The organism is Paenibacillus sp. 32352 (assembly GCF_002042965.1).
Taxonomy (GTDB): Bacteria; Bacillota; Bacilli; order Paenibacillales; family NBRC-103111; genus Paenibacillus_S; species Paenibacillus_S vulneris.
On sequence record NZ_MZNT01000012.1, the window covers coordinates 155247 to 170878 of the forward strand.

At 45.7% G+C, this 15632-nt stretch carries 18 protein-coding genes; all 18 read left to right on the forward strand.

Features of this window, described 5'->3' with window-relative positions:
* Window positions 1–10: 10 nt before the first annotated feature.
* The 18 genes from B1728_RS25560 to B1728_RS25640 all read left to right on the forward strand — a co-directional run bounded on the left by B1728_RS25560 (window position 11) and on the right by B1728_RS25640 (window position 15601).
* Window positions 11–547 (forward strand): Rieske 2Fe-2S domain-containing protein, encoded by a 537-nt coding sequence (locus B1728_RS25560; protein WP_079913251.1) that lies wholly within the window; start codon window positions 11–13, stop codon window positions 545–547.
* Entirely contained in the window at window positions 537–725 is a 189-nt protein-coding gene (locus B1728_RS25565) for a hypothetical protein (protein ID WP_079913252.1), read from the forward strand. The genes B1728_RS25560 and B1728_RS25565 overlap by 11 nt, the downstream gene beginning before the upstream one ends.
* Complete coding sequence (locus B1728_RS25570) at window positions 722–1834, forward strand: nitrate/nitrite transporter (protein WP_079913253.1); 1113 nt, start codon at window positions 722–724, stop codon at window positions 1832–1834. Before B1728_RS25565 ends, B1728_RS25570 begins: the two co-directional genes overlap by 4 nt.
* Window positions 1835–1992: 158 nt before the next feature.
* Window positions 1993–2247, forward strand: a complete 255-nt coding sequence (locus tag B1728_RS25575; RefSeq protein WP_079913254.1) for a PAS domain-containing protein — start codon at window positions 1993–1995, stop codon at window positions 2245–2247.
* The gene (locus B1728_RS25580; protein WP_079913255.1) at window positions 2244–2579 is read left to right on the forward strand and encodes a hypothetical protein; all 336 of its coding nucleotides are present in this window, start codon (window positions 2244–2246) and stop codon (window positions 2577–2579) included. Before B1728_RS25575 ends, B1728_RS25580 begins: the two co-directional genes overlap by 4 nt.
* 6 nt (window positions 2580–2585) lie before the next feature.
* Complete coding sequence (locus tag B1728_RS25585) at window positions 2586–2876, forward strand: hypothetical protein (RefSeq protein WP_079913256.1); 291 nt, start codon at window positions 2586–2588, stop codon at window positions 2874–2876.
* 299 nt (window positions 2877–3175) lie between these two features.
* Window positions 3176–4930 (forward strand): sensor histidine kinase, encoded by a 1755-nt coding sequence (locus B1728_RS25590; protein WP_179136203.1) that lies wholly within the window; start codon window positions 3176–3178, stop codon window positions 4928–4930.
* The gene (locus B1728_RS25595) at window positions 4908–6533 is read left to right on the forward strand and encodes a response regulator (protein ID WP_079913258.1); all 1626 of its coding nucleotides are present in this window, start codon (window positions 4908–4910) and stop codon (window positions 6531–6533) included. The genes B1728_RS25590 and B1728_RS25595 overlap by 23 nt, the downstream gene beginning before the upstream one ends.
* Before the next feature lie 122 nt (window positions 6534–6655).
* Entirely contained in the window at window positions 6656–7552 is an 897-nt protein-coding gene (locus B1728_RS25600; protein WP_079913259.1) for a nucleoside hydrolase, read from the forward strand.
* Window positions 7553–7584: 32 nt separating this feature from the next.
* Window positions 7585–7773: a hypothetical protein gene (locus B1728_RS36945; RefSeq protein ID WP_256865504.1), complete on the forward strand. Its 189-nt coding sequence runs from the start codon at window positions 7585–7587 to the stop codon at window positions 7771–7773.
* 52 nt (window positions 7774–7825) lie between these two features.
* The gene (locus B1728_RS36950; protein ID WP_256865505.1) at window positions 7826–8137 is read left to right on the forward strand and encodes a helix-turn-helix transcriptional regulator; all 312 of its coding nucleotides are present in this window, start codon (window positions 7826–7828) and stop codon (window positions 8135–8137) included.
* Window positions 8138–8259: 122 nt separating this feature from the next.
* On the forward strand, window positions 8260–9156 hold the full coding sequence (locus B1728_RS25610; RefSeq protein ID WP_079913259.1) for a nucleoside hydrolase: 897 nt from the start codon (window positions 8260–8262) through the stop codon (window positions 9154–9156).
* A 32-nt stretch (window positions 9157–9188) separates the two neighbouring features.
* On the forward strand, window positions 9189–10520 hold the full coding sequence (locus tag B1728_RS25615; RefSeq protein WP_079913261.1) for an ABC transporter substrate-binding protein: 1332 nt from the start codon (window positions 9189–9191) through the stop codon (window positions 10518–10520).
* A 73-nt stretch (window positions 10521–10593) separates the two neighbouring features.
* Entirely contained in the window at window positions 10594–11463 is an 870-nt protein-coding gene (locus B1728_RS25620; protein WP_256865506.1) for a carbohydrate ABC transporter permease, read from the forward strand.
* Between the two features lie 12 nt (window positions 11464–11475).
* A complete protein-coding gene (locus B1728_RS25625) occupies window positions 11476–12315 on the forward strand; it encodes a carbohydrate ABC transporter permease (protein ID WP_079913263.1) in 840 nt (279 codons plus the stop codon).
* Window positions 12316–12394: 79 nt separating this feature from the next.
* Window positions 12395–13345: a ribokinase gene (gene rbsK / locus B1728_RS25630; RefSeq protein ID WP_079913264.1), complete on the forward strand. Its 951-nt coding sequence runs from the start codon at window positions 12395–12397 to the stop codon at window positions 13343–13345.
* A gap of 416 nt (window positions 13346–13761) precedes the next feature.
* The gene (locus tag B1728_RS25635; RefSeq protein WP_256865514.1) at window positions 13762–14697 is read left to right on the forward strand and encodes an ABC transporter permease; all 936 of its coding nucleotides are present in this window, start codon (window positions 13762–13764) and stop codon (window positions 14695–14697) included.
* Window positions 14698–14719: 22 nt separating this feature from the next.
* A complete protein-coding gene (locus tag B1728_RS25640; protein WP_079913266.1) occupies window positions 14720–15601 on the forward strand; it encodes a carbohydrate ABC transporter permease in 882 nt (293 codons plus the stop codon).
* Window positions 15602–15632: the final 31 nt, after the last annotated feature.

Sequence of the window (15632 nt, forward strand, 5' to 3'; positions counted from 1 at the left end):
GTGAGTCTATATGGAACAAGACAAAAAGCGTGATAATAACCATAGTCCGTTTAATGAGGATAACTATACACATAACATACGTAAAAACAACGAAAGAAAGCTGGATCGGCGCGGGTTTATGAAGACGCTGGCCGGGGCTGCGGGGGTCTTCGCCGTATCTACACTTCCCTGGGGAGCATTGGCGGCAAAAGAATTGACAGGTTTAAAGAAGAAAGCTTATCCCGAGCTGAAAATAACCGATATCAGCTCGCTGAAGATTGGCGACGCTGTGGAATTCGCTTATCCGGGAGAGCATGATTCAGCGCTGCTCATCCGACTTGGCGAGGATGAATATAAAGCCTATCAGAATGCATGCACACATCTGAAATGTCCCGTGTTCTGGAGCAAGGAACAGGACGAAATGGTATGCCCGTGCCACCATGGGTTATTTGATGCCAGAACAGGGGCACCAACCGCCGGCCCGCCGAGAACACCGCTGCCTGAAGTCCTGCTGAAGAAGGATCAAGGCGCGATTTACGCGATAGGAGTGAAGCGCTATGAAGCGTAGCTATGCAGGGGTGCTTCTACTATGTGCAGTTCTGTTTCTGAATATTATTTGCACCCAGAAAGCAGTCAACGCGTACTATTTGGAACAATATCGTACGGTTATTATCTATGCAGCATGCAACATCCTGTTGTTTCCACTGGCTTTATGGATCTACCGTCGGGAGCGTGATACTCAATGAATGCAATCAAAAAAATGCAGCTGCCGCTGCAAACCGTTTGCTTGGTGCTTGGCTTCATGGTATGGGTGATTCTCTCTTCGTTAATGCCGTTTATTAAGGAATCGATCAAGCTGACTCCTTCCCAGCTGACATGGGTTACGGCCATCCCTGTCTTGTTCGGCTCAGTAATGAGGGTGCCTGTAGGGTATTGGACGAACCGGTACGGTGCCAGAAAACTATTTGCGATCAGCTTCATTCTTCTGCTGGCTCCTGTATATTGGGTAAGTCAAGCAGATTCCTTCATGGATCTGATTATTGGCGGCTTTTTCTTGGGTATTGGCGGAGCTGTGTTTTCTGTTGGGGTAACCTCTCTGCCCAAATATTATCCTAAAGAACGCCATGGCTTTGTTAACGGAATCTATGGGGCCGGTAATGTGGGTACAGCGATTTCGACATTCGGAGCGCCAATCGTTGCCAACCATTTGGGATGGTCTAAAACGGTCATGTTGTACAGCATCCTACTTTTTGCCATGGCTGCCTTGAACTTTATTGCGGGAGACCGTAAGGAACCTCCTGTGAAGACCTCTCTTGTGGAGCAAATTAAAGGGGTTTCGGGAAATTCCAAGCTATGGTTCTTATGTTTATTTTATTTTCTTACCTTCGGCTCTTTCGTAGCTTTTACAGTTTATTTGCCCAACTTTATGGTCAGCAGCTTTCATCTTACCAAAGTTGATGCTGGCATGCGCACAGCGGGATTTATCGTTCTTGCAACGCTTATGCGGCCTGTTGGGGGATATCTTGCAGATAAATTGAATCCTTTCAAAATTCTGATGTTTGTTTTCGCTGGTCTAACGGTCGCCGGTATTCTGCTTTCCTTCGCTCCATCCATGACTTGGTACACAGTAGGTTGTTTGACGATCGCATTGTGCGCGGGTACAGGTAACGGAACAATTTTCAAGCTGGTGCCCATGTATTTCTCGAAGCAAGCCGGCATTGCGAATGGTATCATATCGGCGATGGGCGGGTTGGGCGGATTTTTTCCTCCATTGATGCTAACATTCCTGTTTAAACTCACAGGTCACTACGCCATAGGCTTTATGGCTTTATCCCAGGTGGCTTTAGCAAGCTAAATTCTCATTGTCTGGATGTTCTATCAGGAAGCGCTGGGACTGTCGTCCAAAATTATTGAAAATACGGTAGAAGGGATCATGGTTACTGATACCAGCGGTAATATTCGTTCAGTCATGCGGCATTTACCGAGCTTACGGGTTACGAGGCCGAAGAAGTCATCGGCAAAACACCAAGTTTATTGAAATCGGGCAAACAGGACCGCGGATTTTACAGCGCAATGTGGGATCAGATTCGCAGTCAGGTTTTTTGGCAGGGGGAGATCTGGAATCGTAAAAAGAACGGAGACATCTATCTGGAGTGGCTCACCATTAGCGGGGTCAAGAATGAAGCAGGGGATATCGTCTATTATGCCGGTATGTTCAGCGATATTACCAAACAAAGGGGACATAAGCAGGAAGAAGGAAGAGGATGATGGCTAGCGAATTTGCATTGGATTTGTGTTTTATTCGCGAGCATGCACAGCCCCCGTTTAAGACGGCGCTTGACCAACAGCTGCAGGAACTCTTTGCCGGGCGGGGAAGCTGGTATATCGATTACCGGGAAGAAGAAGGACTCGATATTGCTGTCGCTGAAGTGAAGGGGCTCGGGATCTGGGAGTCAGAAGATGACCTGATCTGTTATATCGAAGATTCTATCGAGAATGACGGGAATTCCGCTTCCAGCTGTTGGGGGCATCTGCAGGGTTATCAAGTGAAGGTAACACCAAAAGAGGATGCGGGATGCTGCCGTGTAAAGACGAGGTGAACGTGGATGAAGTGGGATGAAAAGCTGTCATGCTGGCTAGGCTCAGAGATTGAGGTGCATATTGAGGATCAAGCAGGTTATGATCCCGTAGCGCCACCTAAAAAAATGACACTTGTCAAAATAAAAATGACCGATAATGATGAATACCTGAACATTTATATGAATGAACATCAATTTCTTGCCATTCCCATCAAGGGGGAAGCATTGACCAGCCTTGTCATAACCGATCATGGCGCTGTGCTTTGTTCCTCCGATTTAGGTGCGCAGCTTGTATATAAAGTGCATTTTGGCCAATAGGTCTCCTGTTTGCATTCTTTAATATCATAATAGTGTCCCTTAGCTACTGACCTCAAGAGGTCAGTTTTTTGTTGTTATACCCTCACCTGAACAATGGATTATGGAGCTCAGGAAATACAGACTGGTTAATATTGCCAGATCTATGCCTAATCTAGCAGTATAAGCATTATGGTGTATAGTCGGTAACTATGAATAATCACGGACATCTTGATTTTTTGCCCTATAAACCCATATAATGGCGACGAGTTCTTCATAGCACATGAGAATTAAAGATCATGCACGGAAAAAGGGGATACTACATGATAATCAAAAAAAATATTTTCTCAAAAATCAACGCCGTTATCTTTATTTTTCTAATACCCATCTTACTCCTTTACGGATTATCGAATCAGGTTAGCGTTCGTGTCGTGGAAGGGCTCTTACAAAAAGAAAAAAGCAATCAGCTGGAGTTTTTCCGCAAACAATTGGATTCGATAGCTGTTAGCTTAGCTATGAATGCGATCACACTTACTAGAGATACAACAGTTCTGGGTATGGAAAGAACCCTGTTGACCGGCAAACAACAGCCCTCTAGTCGGATCGAATCGACCGTTCAGGAAAAATTGACTCTTCAGAGCTCCGCCAGCAGTTGGTACAACGATATCACACTGTACTTTCCCTCTGTTCAAAAAACTCTATCGACCACTTTACGACAAATCCCTTATGATGAGCAGCAGCTAGACAAAAATATAAGAAATACCAGTTGGAGCTACAGATCGGATCCTGACCACCCAGATATGTCATCCTTTGTTTACTACGCAGGCGGGCCGATAAATGATAACGGGAAGCTGGATCAAAGCGTCGTTATTGTAGAAATGGCTTTTTATGAGCAAAATATTACCTCTCTATTGGATCAGTTGAAGACGGGCAGCAAAGGCGATCCCTTCATGGTTGACCGACAAAATCATATCAGCTATAACCGAACCTCGGATACACAAACTACGGATGCGATCGTCGATTTTCTTTTTCAAAATGCATTAGAGGAAAAGGGTGACTTTGTAACGGAAGTAGCTAAAAAAAGCTATATGATAAATTACGTCTATTCACAAGCACTCGGGTATTATATTGTCGATTACACACCGCTGGAGCAAATTTTAGCTCCCATCACCGAGATTCGAAACTTATTTTATGGTTTTATTATCCTCTTGCTAGCGGTAGGAATACTGACATCCTTCCTGCTGTATAAACATGTTCAGGCTCCTCTTCACGAACTCACCAGTGTATTAAAGAGATTTCAAAGCGGTGATTTTAACGTGAGGCTGAATCGTTGGTTTCATAATGAATTTGATTTTGTAGTTGTTCGATTTAATGATATGGCAGGGCAAATTCAACACCTGATTGAGGATGTATATGAAGAAAAAAACCGGTCTCGGCTGGCTACACTGAAGCAGCTGCAGGCTCAAATTAATCCGCATTTTTTGTACAACTGCCTTAACTTCATCATCAGTTCTGCCAGTCTTGGGCGCAATGAGCCTGTTATCGCCATGGCTTACAATCTCAGTGATTATTACCGTTATATCACCCGGCTGGACGATCCCCACTCCTGTCTTGGAGATGAACTGAAATTAGTGAAAAACTATTTGGAAATTCACTTGTTAAGGATGCAGCGGATTCAATACGAAATGATAATTCCTGATGAAATGATGAACTTGCGTATGCCAAGGCTCCTTATACAGCCCATCGTAGAAAATGCGATAGTTCATGGCTTGGAACCCAAGATGGGGGAAGGCGTCATTCAGATTACCGGAGAGCTTACAGAGGATTGCATTCGCATAAAGATCGAGGATAACGGCGTTGGCCTTACAGCAGACAGGCTGCGTGAGTTAATGGAAGAGCTTGATAGACCAATGGATGAAACAACCGGATATGGACTATGGAATGTGCAGCAGCGTTTGAAGTATTGGTTCGGTGAAGAAGCCGGACTGGAATTGCGACCATCATCAGGTCTGTCAGGACTTAGTGTGACTATTTACTGGAGAAAGGGGACTCAACATGATTCGATTGCTTCTCGTTGACGATGAACCCGTTATTTTGGAGGATTTGGCCTTATTTATAAGGAAAACTACAAACTTTGATTGCGTATATACAGCTGCCTCCGGGCAGGAGGCTGTGCAGGTCGTTGAGCAGTTCCCTGTCGATATTGTTGTCACCGACATTCGCATGCCGGGAATGACAGGGCTTCAATTTTGCGAGTATATCAAACAGAATCAGATAGATATCGAATGTATCCTTTTATCTGGCTATGCTGAGTTCGAATATGCACAGCAAGCGTTAAAAACTAACGCAGCGGCATACCTGTTAAAGCCGGTCAAGAAAGACGAGCTGCTGCAGACCATTCTTCAAACAGCTGAAGGATTACAACAAAAGAGGGCAGCCGTGGTCTCCAACAAAAAAGCGCAGGAAACGCTTCGTTCTCATATCGTGCGCTTACAAGCATCTCTACTGCTCGATGTACTTAAAGGCGGAAAGCAGACCCCGGAGAAATTGACCGAAGAAATGGAAAGGTTAAATATTCCTTTCTCATCAGGGGATAAGACAGCTTTGATGCTGTTAAGAATTGAAAATCGCTTTTTGGAATTTGAGGAGCGGGACATTTCCTTGTTTGAATATGCAATAGTCAATATTGCAGAAGAAGTGCTGCGAGAGTTTTTTGAAGTCTGGTCCTGCAAAGACGACAGTCAATATCTGGCTTTCTTAGTAAAAACAAAAAACAATGATTTGCTGGATGCCTCCCGAATAAAACTGGAGCAGCTGATCCCGCAATTACAGCATTATATAACGATATACCTTCAAGGAAAAATCTCGGTCATCATCAGTGACTTTGAAGCTTTCCCCCAAGGTCTTACCGAGCTGTATCAAAAAGCTTTGATGCTGTTCAGAAGGCTGCCCGAAAGCGAGCAGGAGCTGTTTCATCGTCTGTGGGACCAACCGCCTCATACACCACTGCGGCCTCTTCAGCGGTTGTACGAACCTCCTACCGTTCTACAGCTGTTAGAGACGGGCAGGTGGCAAGATGCACAGGTGAGATTGAACTATATTTTTGAAGAGCTGAGCAGCAACGGAATGGACTCCGCGGAATATTTATCGGAAGTATATTTTGCTTTATCGAATGCCTACACCTATGTGATTCACATGTACGGGCTGCAAATGGCGGATGTGATAGAGGCGCCCTATATGAGAGGGAATAACACTCCTGCGTTTCGTACCGTGAAACTGCTTCATGATTGGGCGGTTCAGGTGCTGAATCGGCTTAAAGAACGCGTTGCTATTCGCGGTAATGTGAGTAAGAGTAAGAGCCCCCTTGTATTGCAAATTCATCAATATATCGAGCGACATCTCTCCGAGAATGTAACCCTGCAGGCGATCAGCGAGCATGTCCATCTTCATCCGTCTTATTTGTCGGCCGCGTACAAACAAGAAACCGGCGAGAACTTGAGCGAATATATATACCGGTACCGCATGGAGAAGGCTGCTTACTTGTTGAGAAATTCGAAGGCCAAAATCTATGAAATCTCTGCCATGCTAGGTTATCAATATACCCCCTATTTTACAAAACTGTTTAAAAGCTACTATAGCGTATCGCCGCAAGAGTATCGCGGCATGTCGGGTCGGGAATAAATCGCAATCTTTAGATTGTCCTCTATGATCTTAAAATATCATCCGTTTTCGCCTCCCCCTATACAACCTATACTTTAGTTATGAATCGGAAATATCTCAAAACAAATAGGGGGACTCCAGTTATGAATCGCATAGTACTCGATACGGATATCGGAACGGATTCGGATGATGCCGTCGCACTAGCGCTTGCGCTAAGATCGCCGGAAATCAAGCTTGAAGGAGTTACAACCGTATACGGTAATGTACAAGTCCGTGCGGAAATTGCCAAGAAAATCATGGCCTTGTCCGGTAACAGCGAGGTCGATGTGTATCCCGGGATTGTACAGACCTTACTGCACAACCGTGAGGTGTTCTGGGCAGGGATTGAAGGAAAAGGGCTGGACATTGAAGACCGGGATAGGAACGACGGCAAGCATGCCGTTGATTTTATCATTGAAGCGGTGATGAATAACCCGGGTCAAATTACTTTGGTGACCATCGGGCCGCTGACAAACATCGCTGCAGCTATCATTCGAGAGCCGCGTCTAGTGAGGCACGTCAAGGAAATCGTCATGATGGGCGGTGTCGTTCGGTTAGGCAGCATCGCAGCGGAGCTCCCTCCCATTGAGCATAATGTGAAATGCGATCCTGAAGCAGCGTCGCTGGTGTTCTCCAGTGGAGCCCCAATCCTTATGGTAGGGCTGGATGTAACCAGACAGGTTGCCATTACGAGACAAGATAAAGACGATTTGGCAGCCTCAGGGACCCCATTGGCCGGTACTTTGACCAAGCAAATTGAAGGTTATATGGATTACCGAAAGAGGGATTTCACATTTATGCACGATCCTTTAGCTGTTGCGCTGCTGATAAATCGCCAGCTTGTAACGACCCGCAGGATGAGTATCCGCGTTGATTACGATCATCGACATCCGACGGGCATCACAGTTGGGGAGCTCAGTGCGGACGGGAATGTTGAGGTTTGCCTAGAAGTGGACCGCGAATCCTTCCTGACGCTGTTGAAAGAAAGAGTGTTTTGCTGATATATACGCATTAATAGAAGGGGGCTTTTACTTTGAAAAAAATACAAACTGGCGTTGTTTGTTCGCTTGCACTATTGCTCATTGCAGGATGCTCCGGGACCCCGGGCAAAAATACTCAGTCCGCCCAGCAAGAGGCTAGCTCTTCAGGCACGACAGAAATTTCGTACTTGGCTAATTCCATCTGGGAAAAGCCTATTAAGAAAGTTATCGAATCGGCTTAAAGAACGCGTTGCTATTCGCGGTAATGTGAGTAAGAGTAAGAGCCCCCTTGTATTGCAAATTCATCAATATATCGAGCGACATCTCTCCGAGAATGTAACCCTGCAGGCGATCAGCGAGCATGTCCATCTTCATCCGTCTTATTTGTCGGCCGCGTACAAACAAGAAACCGGCGAGAACTTGAGCGAATATATATACCGGTACCGCATGGAGAAGGCTGCTTACTTGTTGAGAAATTCGAAGGCCAAAATCTATGAAATCTCTGCCATGCTAGGTTATCAATATACCCCCTATTTTACAAAACTGTTTAAAAGCTACTATAGCGTATCGCCGCAAGAGTATCGCGGCATGTCGGGTCGGGAATAAATCGCAATCTTTAGATTGTCCTCTATGATCTTAAAATATCATCCGTTTTCGCCTCCCCCTATACAACCTATACTTTAGTTATGAATCGGAAATATCTCAAAACAAATAGGGGGACTCCAGTTATGAATCGCATAGTACTCGATACGGATATCGGAACGGATTCGGATGATGCCGTCGCACTAGCGCTTGCGCTAAGATCGCCGGAAATCAAGCTTGAAGGAGTTACAACCGTATACGGTAATGTACAAGTCCGTGCGGAAATTGCCAAGAAAATCATGGCCTTGTCCGGTAACAGCGAGGTCGATGTGTATCCCGGGATTGTACAGACCTTACTGCACAACCGTGAGGTGTTCTGGGCAGGGATTGAAGGAAAAGGGCTGGACATTGAAGACCGGGATAGGAACGACGGCAAGCATGCCGTTGATTTTATCATTGAAGCGGTGATGAATAACCCGGGTCAAATTACTTTGGTGACCATCGGGCCGCTGACAAACATCGCTGCAGCTATCATTCGAGAGCCGCGTCTAGTGAGGCACGTCAAGGAAATCGTCATGATGGGCGGTGTCGTTCGGTTAGGCAGCATCGCAGCGGAGCTCCCTCCCATTGAGCATAATGTGAAATGCGATCCTGAAGCAGCGTCGCTGGTGTTCTCCAGTGGAGCCCCAATCCTTATGGTAGGGCTGGATGTAACCAGACAGGTTGCCATTACGAGACAAGATAAAGACGATTTGGCAGCCTCAGGGACCCCATTGGCCGGTACTTTGACCAAGCAAATTGAAGGTTATATGGATTACCGAAAGAGGGATTTCACATTTATGCACGATCCTTTAGCTGTTGCGCTGCTGATAAATCGCCAGCTTGTAACGACCCGCAGGATGAGTATCCGCGTTGATTACGATCATCGACATCCGACGGGCATCACAGTTGGGGAGCTCAGTGCGGACGGGAATGTTGAGGTTTGCCTAGAAGTGGACCGCGAATCCTTCCTGACGCTGTTGAAAGAAAGAGTGTTTTGCTGATATATACGCATTAATAGAAGGGGGCTTTTACTTTGAAAAAAATACAAACTGGCGTTGTTTGTTCGCTTGCACTATTGCTCATTGCAGGATGCTCCGGGACCCCGGGCAAAAATACTCAGTCCGCCCAGCAAGAGGCTAGCTCTTCAGGCACGACAGAAATTTCGTACTTGGCTAATTCCATCTGGGAAAAGCCTATTAAGAAAGTTATCGAAGAGTTCGAGAAGGAAAATCCCAATATCAAGGTGAATCTGCAGCTCAGTCCTTCGACCAAACTGACCGAAACCATTGAAATTAAGCTTGCTTCCAAGGCACAGGATCTGGATGTTATCTCGGTCGATGTTCCGCTGACAATGGGTTATTCGTTAAAAGGTTATTTGGAGCCGCTCGATGCCCTGATAGGCGCTGATGCAAAGAAGAAATGGATAGCTTCGGCAACAGAGGCAGGCTCCTATCAAGGACAGCTAATGGCGGCGCCGATGAATACCTCCAGTGTCGTGCTGTTTTATAATAAAGATTTGTTTCAGAAAGCAGGCATTGCGTTTCCATCGGATCAGTTGGAATATCGGATGACGTGGGAGAATGTACTGGAAGTTGCCAAGAAATTATCCAAGGATACGAACGGCGATAATCAAAATGACGTCTATGGTTTCAGTTTCGATCAGGTTGGCAAGGCTTATCAGCTCATTGCACTTGGACAAAGTAAAAACGCGAAGGTGCTGAGCGACAACGGTCTAACTGCTACAGGATACACGAATTCACCGGAGATGGTGAGCGCGTTCCAATTCTACTCGGACCTGTTCAATAAAGAGAAGATTAGTCCAAAGATCAAGCGGGAGGAAGCTCTAGATTACTTTATTTCCGGAAAAGTGGCGATGTTCTTGGCTTCAACCCAGAATATGCCGCGAATTAAAGATGCCGGGATGAATTTTGGGATAGCTCCTCATCCTTATTTTGCCGGGGGTAAGATAGTAACACCTACAGGCAGCTGGCATGTAGGCGTCTCCAAATATTCGACGAAAAAAGAAGCGGCAGCCAAGTTTGTCAAGTATTTAACGTTAGGAAAGGGCTCGCAAATTTGGTTTGATGAAAATGGGGCGCTGCCGGCGAGCTTGGAGCTGCTGGATCAGATCGATAAAGACCCTAAATATAAAGAATTTCCCAATAGCATTATGAAATTAGCAGCAAGGGAAGCACGCGAAACAGCAGTTGCACGCCCCAAAACGCCAGGCTACTTGGAATGGGAAAACAATGTTAACAAGGCATTTGAGGATATAAAAAACGGTTCCGATCCGAAGAAAGCGTTAGACGATGCCGCAACATTGATCGATAGTCAGTTAAAGAAGTATCAATCTGTGGTGAAGTAAATAAGTGTTCTGGGGATGAGGGTGGGTAATCCCATCCCTTTATTCAGAACTATTGAACAAAAGATGACTGAAGGTGAATGACATCAGAATAGAGAGGATCACCCCTTATATCTTCTTATTTCCAGCCATGCTCGGATTGCTAATGTTTAAGCTGTATCCGGTGTTTAAGGGCTTGGAAGACAGCTTTTATGCACCTTCTTTTCTAAGCGACAGTGGAGCATTCATCGGTTTGAAAAATTATAGCTTTCTGCTCAGCGATCCGGTTTTTTGGAACTCTTTGAAAATTACGTTGTTATTCAACGTATTCGTCAATCCGATACAGGTCATTCTTGCTTTTATGCTGGCGTTATTACTAAATGCCAAGCTCAAGCATATAGGGCTGTTTAGAGGGATTCATTTTGTTCCCGTAGCCGTATCGGTTTCTACCGCTTGTATTTTATGGAACATCATGCTGAGTCCTGAACAAGGAGTCGTCAACTCCATGCTGGTCGGCTTAGGCTTAGACCAACAGCCCTTTCTAACGGGTTCCAAACAAGCTCTTGCTTCAATCATCGGGATTGCAACATGGAAAGGTATCGGGTATTGGGCTATCTTTTTTCTTGCCGGGCTTCAGGAGGTTCCCGTTTCGTTATACGAGGCGTCATCCATAGATGGGGCATCGCGGTGGGAGCAGTTTAAACAGGTCACATTTCCGATGATGAAGCGGTCCATAACGTTTGTCGCTGTATCGGTAACGGTTTCCAACTTCCTGCTGTTTTCCCCCATGTATATTCTTACCCAGGGCGGACCGGAACACAGTACGAATGTCCTGATGCTGGAGAGCTACAACAGCGCTTTTCTTTACTCTGATTCGGGCAGAGCCTCAGCGATCGTTATTATTCTGCTCCTTTTAACTTTAAGCATCGTTGCTCTGCAATTCAAATTTCTTAGGGCCAAACATTAGAGAGGAGATTCCATGAAACGCAAACAAGGTACGATCCCACTGCTGTATATCGCACACATCCTTCTGGGGTTAGTGATTTTGCTCCCTCTGGGGTTTGCGCTGGTCTCATCGCTGCGGCCTCTGGACGAGATCTTTCGCTATATGTCTCCAGTATCTTGGAGAACGTTTGTTCCGACTGAAATTACTTTTGATGCTTACATCTCCTTATTTGTAGAAAGAGGCTTTGGACGAATCTTCTTTAACACGTTTTACGTTTCCATTGTTAATGTTGTTATCGGCTTGATTATCGCTTCGATGGCAGCCTTTGCTTTTGTCTATTTCGAATTTAAAGGAAGAAATTTATTGTTTTTCCTCGTTATTCTGACTTTTATGATACCGTTTGAGGTTATCGCAATCCCTTTGTACGGCCTGGTTGACAGCCTGGGGTGGATTGATACCTACTCCGGCATTATTGTTCCCGGGTTGGCTAATGGTTTGGTTATTTTCCTTTACCGGCAATTTTTCCTTGATCTTCCTAAGGCGCTTATCGAATCGGCCCGTATCGACGGAGCTTCATGGTTCAAAATTTATGCGGGAATCATCCTGCCGTTGTGTAAGCCTGTAACGGTAAGTGCCGGATTATTAATTTTTATCCATCAGTGGGAATCCTTCATGTGGCCGTTAATTGCAACCCGGTCGAAAGAGTATAAAGTCATCCAGGTTGCGTTGAGCGATTTTGTCACCGAGTTTGCAACCTATTGGAATGAAATGTTTGCCGGCATCATCATAGCCGTAATCGTGCCTGTCCTTGTTTTGCTGCCGCTGCAGCGTTATTTTGTCAACGGTATCGCAAATACAGGGTCGAAGGAATAGTTCCATGAATGGAAGCGGCAAATGAAATCGGGTGCAGTGGAAAGTTCAATATCTGCTAGGCCTATGGGAGGTAAATTCAATGGGAAACATAGTGGTCGTTGGAAGTATTAACATGGATTTTGTATGTTATATTCGAAAGCTTCCACATCCGGGAGAAACGGTTCAAAGCTACAAAACGGACACGAAATCTGGCGGTAAGGGAGCCAACCAGGCTGTTGCGGCAGCTCTTTCGGGCGGAAATGTTACTTTAGTCGGGGCGGTTGGTAATGATTTTTACAGCAGAGATATCCTGTTTGCCATTAAAAAGTACCAAGTAAATACAGATCGGGTCTTATGGAAGGATAGCGATATTGGTACAGCCTTTGTTGTTGTAGACGAGTCAGGCCAAAACAACATTTTCCTAAGCGAAGGCGCGAATGGGTGCATGACGGTTGAAGATTTACAAGGGCTGCCGGAATTGTTCGACTCCACATCGATATTACTTGTACAGAACGAAATACCGTGGGCCTGTACGCGATACGCTCTTGAAACTGCAAGGCAACGGGGGGCACAAACTTATTTCAATCCTGCACCCGCACTAGAGATAGAAGAGGATGTATTTCCATTAATAGATGTAATGATCTTGAACGAATCTGAGGCCGAATTCATTACTTCAATTCGACTAGAGGAAGATTTATCGAACGTCAGACAAGCCGCCTGGCAAATTATTGATTTAGGGGTCAAGGAAGTTATCATAACGTTAGGCGAGAAAGGGTCTCTCTATATGAACGGCCAGGAAGAAGCTGTCTTTACGTCAGCTTATCCTGTCCATGTCGTGGATACAACGGCTGCAGGCGATACGTTTATCGGTTCTTTTATTGCGGCCAGGCAACAAGGTATGACGATTAAGGACGCTTTGCAGCGAGCTAGCGCCGCTTCAGCTATTGCGGTGTCCCGTGCCGGAGCCCAAGAATCAATACCCAATGCTGAGGAAATCATCAAGTTCTTGAAGGACCATAGCCGTTCTAGAGGAACATTGGCAGTATATTAATAAGTTTGGTGGCAGATTAATGAACCCCGTATCTTAGGACAGTGGAGATCGTAGGGTATCCGGCGTACAGAACAACCAGTTACGACTGGATCATATGCTGCACCTTCAGAACGAAAATTTCGTTGTTGTGAAATAGGAACCGTCAGTCTAAAGAAGACTGGCGGTTTTTTGTGTGTAAACCGCCGAAATCAGCCAAGTTGGATTAGTACGATGAGCTGCAAAAGATGATAATTCAAGATGTACAACTCTTGCAATCCCGCGCAGTTATGGGCTTTTCAGCCGGAAATCAATTGGTTTGATCGATACTATTGCCTGTCGCATTACCGACGTCTAAGATGTGATTGTGATGGCCGCCAAGCACAAGCAAAACTACTTTGTCAGGAGGAAAGCCGTTGAAGGAGCGATATGAGGCCCGGCTGCAAATAACGGATAGATTCAACTTGAAACGATCCTTGATTCTTCGGGATCTGATCAGAGACCGATGGTTGTATCTTATCTTATTTCCGGGAGTGGTTTATTTTATTATTTTTAAATATGTACCTATGTGGGGATTGGTAATGGCTTTCCAGGATTACAAGCCGCATTTGGGTTTTTCCGGAAGCCCTTGGGTAGGGCTGAAGCATTTTGAGCGTTTTTTCACCGAACCGCAGTTTTGGATGCTGTTTCGCAATACGATAGTTCTTGCGGTTTACAATTTGCTGTTTTTCTTCCCGCTGCCGATTGTTCTGGCACTAATGCTCAATGAGGTGCGTAAGGAAGCGTTCAAACGGTTTACTCAAACGCTGCTGTATCTGCCACACTTTGTTTCCTGGGTAGTGGCGGTAGGGATCTTTTATATCTTATTTACAACGGAAGGCGGGGTTGTGAATGAAATGATCGCGAGACTCGGAATGGAGAAAATCCCGTTCCTGCTTAGCGAGGATTGGTTCCGGCCGATGATAATAAGCCAATCGATCTGGAAGGAAGCCGGGTGGGGAACGATCATATTTTTGGCAGCGCTTTCCGGGGTAGATCTGCAGCTCTATGAAGCTTCCCGGATGGATGGCGCAGGAAGATGGCGTCAGCTGTGGCATATTACCCTTCCGGCTATACGCAGCACCATCGTCATTTTGTTTATTTTACGTCTGGGCAGCTTCCTCGACACGGGCTTCGAGCATATTTTCCTTATGCTGAACTCAATGAACCGAGAGGTAGGGGAGGTGTTCGACACCTATGTCTATTTGAAGGGGTTGACGCAAGCACAGTATAGCTATAGCGCTGCAGTAGGCATGTTTAAGTCGCTAGTAGGTCTAGTGCTTGTATTAGGGGCCAACTGGCTGGCTAAAAGATTCGGTGAAGAGGGCGTTTATTAACCAGAAGGAGGCGGGGGACGTTATGCCAAAGGAAGATCGCAGCTGGAGCAACCGGTTGTTCAATACAGTCAATTATACTCTGCTCATGCTCATCTCAGTAATTACGATTATTCCATTTCTTTATATCGTTACAGTGTCTTTCGCTACACCCGTGGAGGTCGTTAAAGGCGGATTGCTCTTGTTCCCGTCTCAATTTACATTGGGTGCTTACAAGTATATCTTTTCTACAGACACCATGCTGCGAAGCATCCTTGTCTCAATCTTCGTTACTGCGCTCGGCACATTAATTAACTTGATCATGACCTCGTTTACGGCGTATCCGTTGGCGCGGACGAATTTGCGTGGACGCCGTACCATCATGTTAATGATTCTGATTACGATGCTATTCAGCGGCGGCCTGGTCCCGACTTATTTTGTTGTCAAAGCGTTCGGCATGATCAACACGTACTGGTCTTTGATGATTCCGACGGCAATCAGCGCTTTTAATCTGATCGTCTTGAAAAATTTCTTTCAACAAATCCCCGACGGTTTGGAGGATTCCGCTAAAATCGACGGCTGCAACGACCTGGGGATTTTGTTCCGCATTATTATACCTCTTTCGATGCCGGCCATGGCGACCTTCGGTCTTTTTTACGCCGTAGGCCACTGGAACACCTTTTTTAACGCTGTAATGTACATTAACGATGCCGAGAAATTTCCTGTACAGGTCGTACTCAGGCAAATCATTCTGCTGTCACAAGATCAAATCGGTGACACGACGTCTCAGCAGGATCCGACGGATTATTTGCCGCAGACGATACGCATGGCATCCATTGTGGTCGCAACGGTCCCGATTGTGCTGATGTATCCGTTCCTGCAAAAGCATTTCGCTAAAGGCGTCCTGTTAGGTTCAGTAAAAGGATGAGCCATCCGTACCATCTTTTTATATAATAACT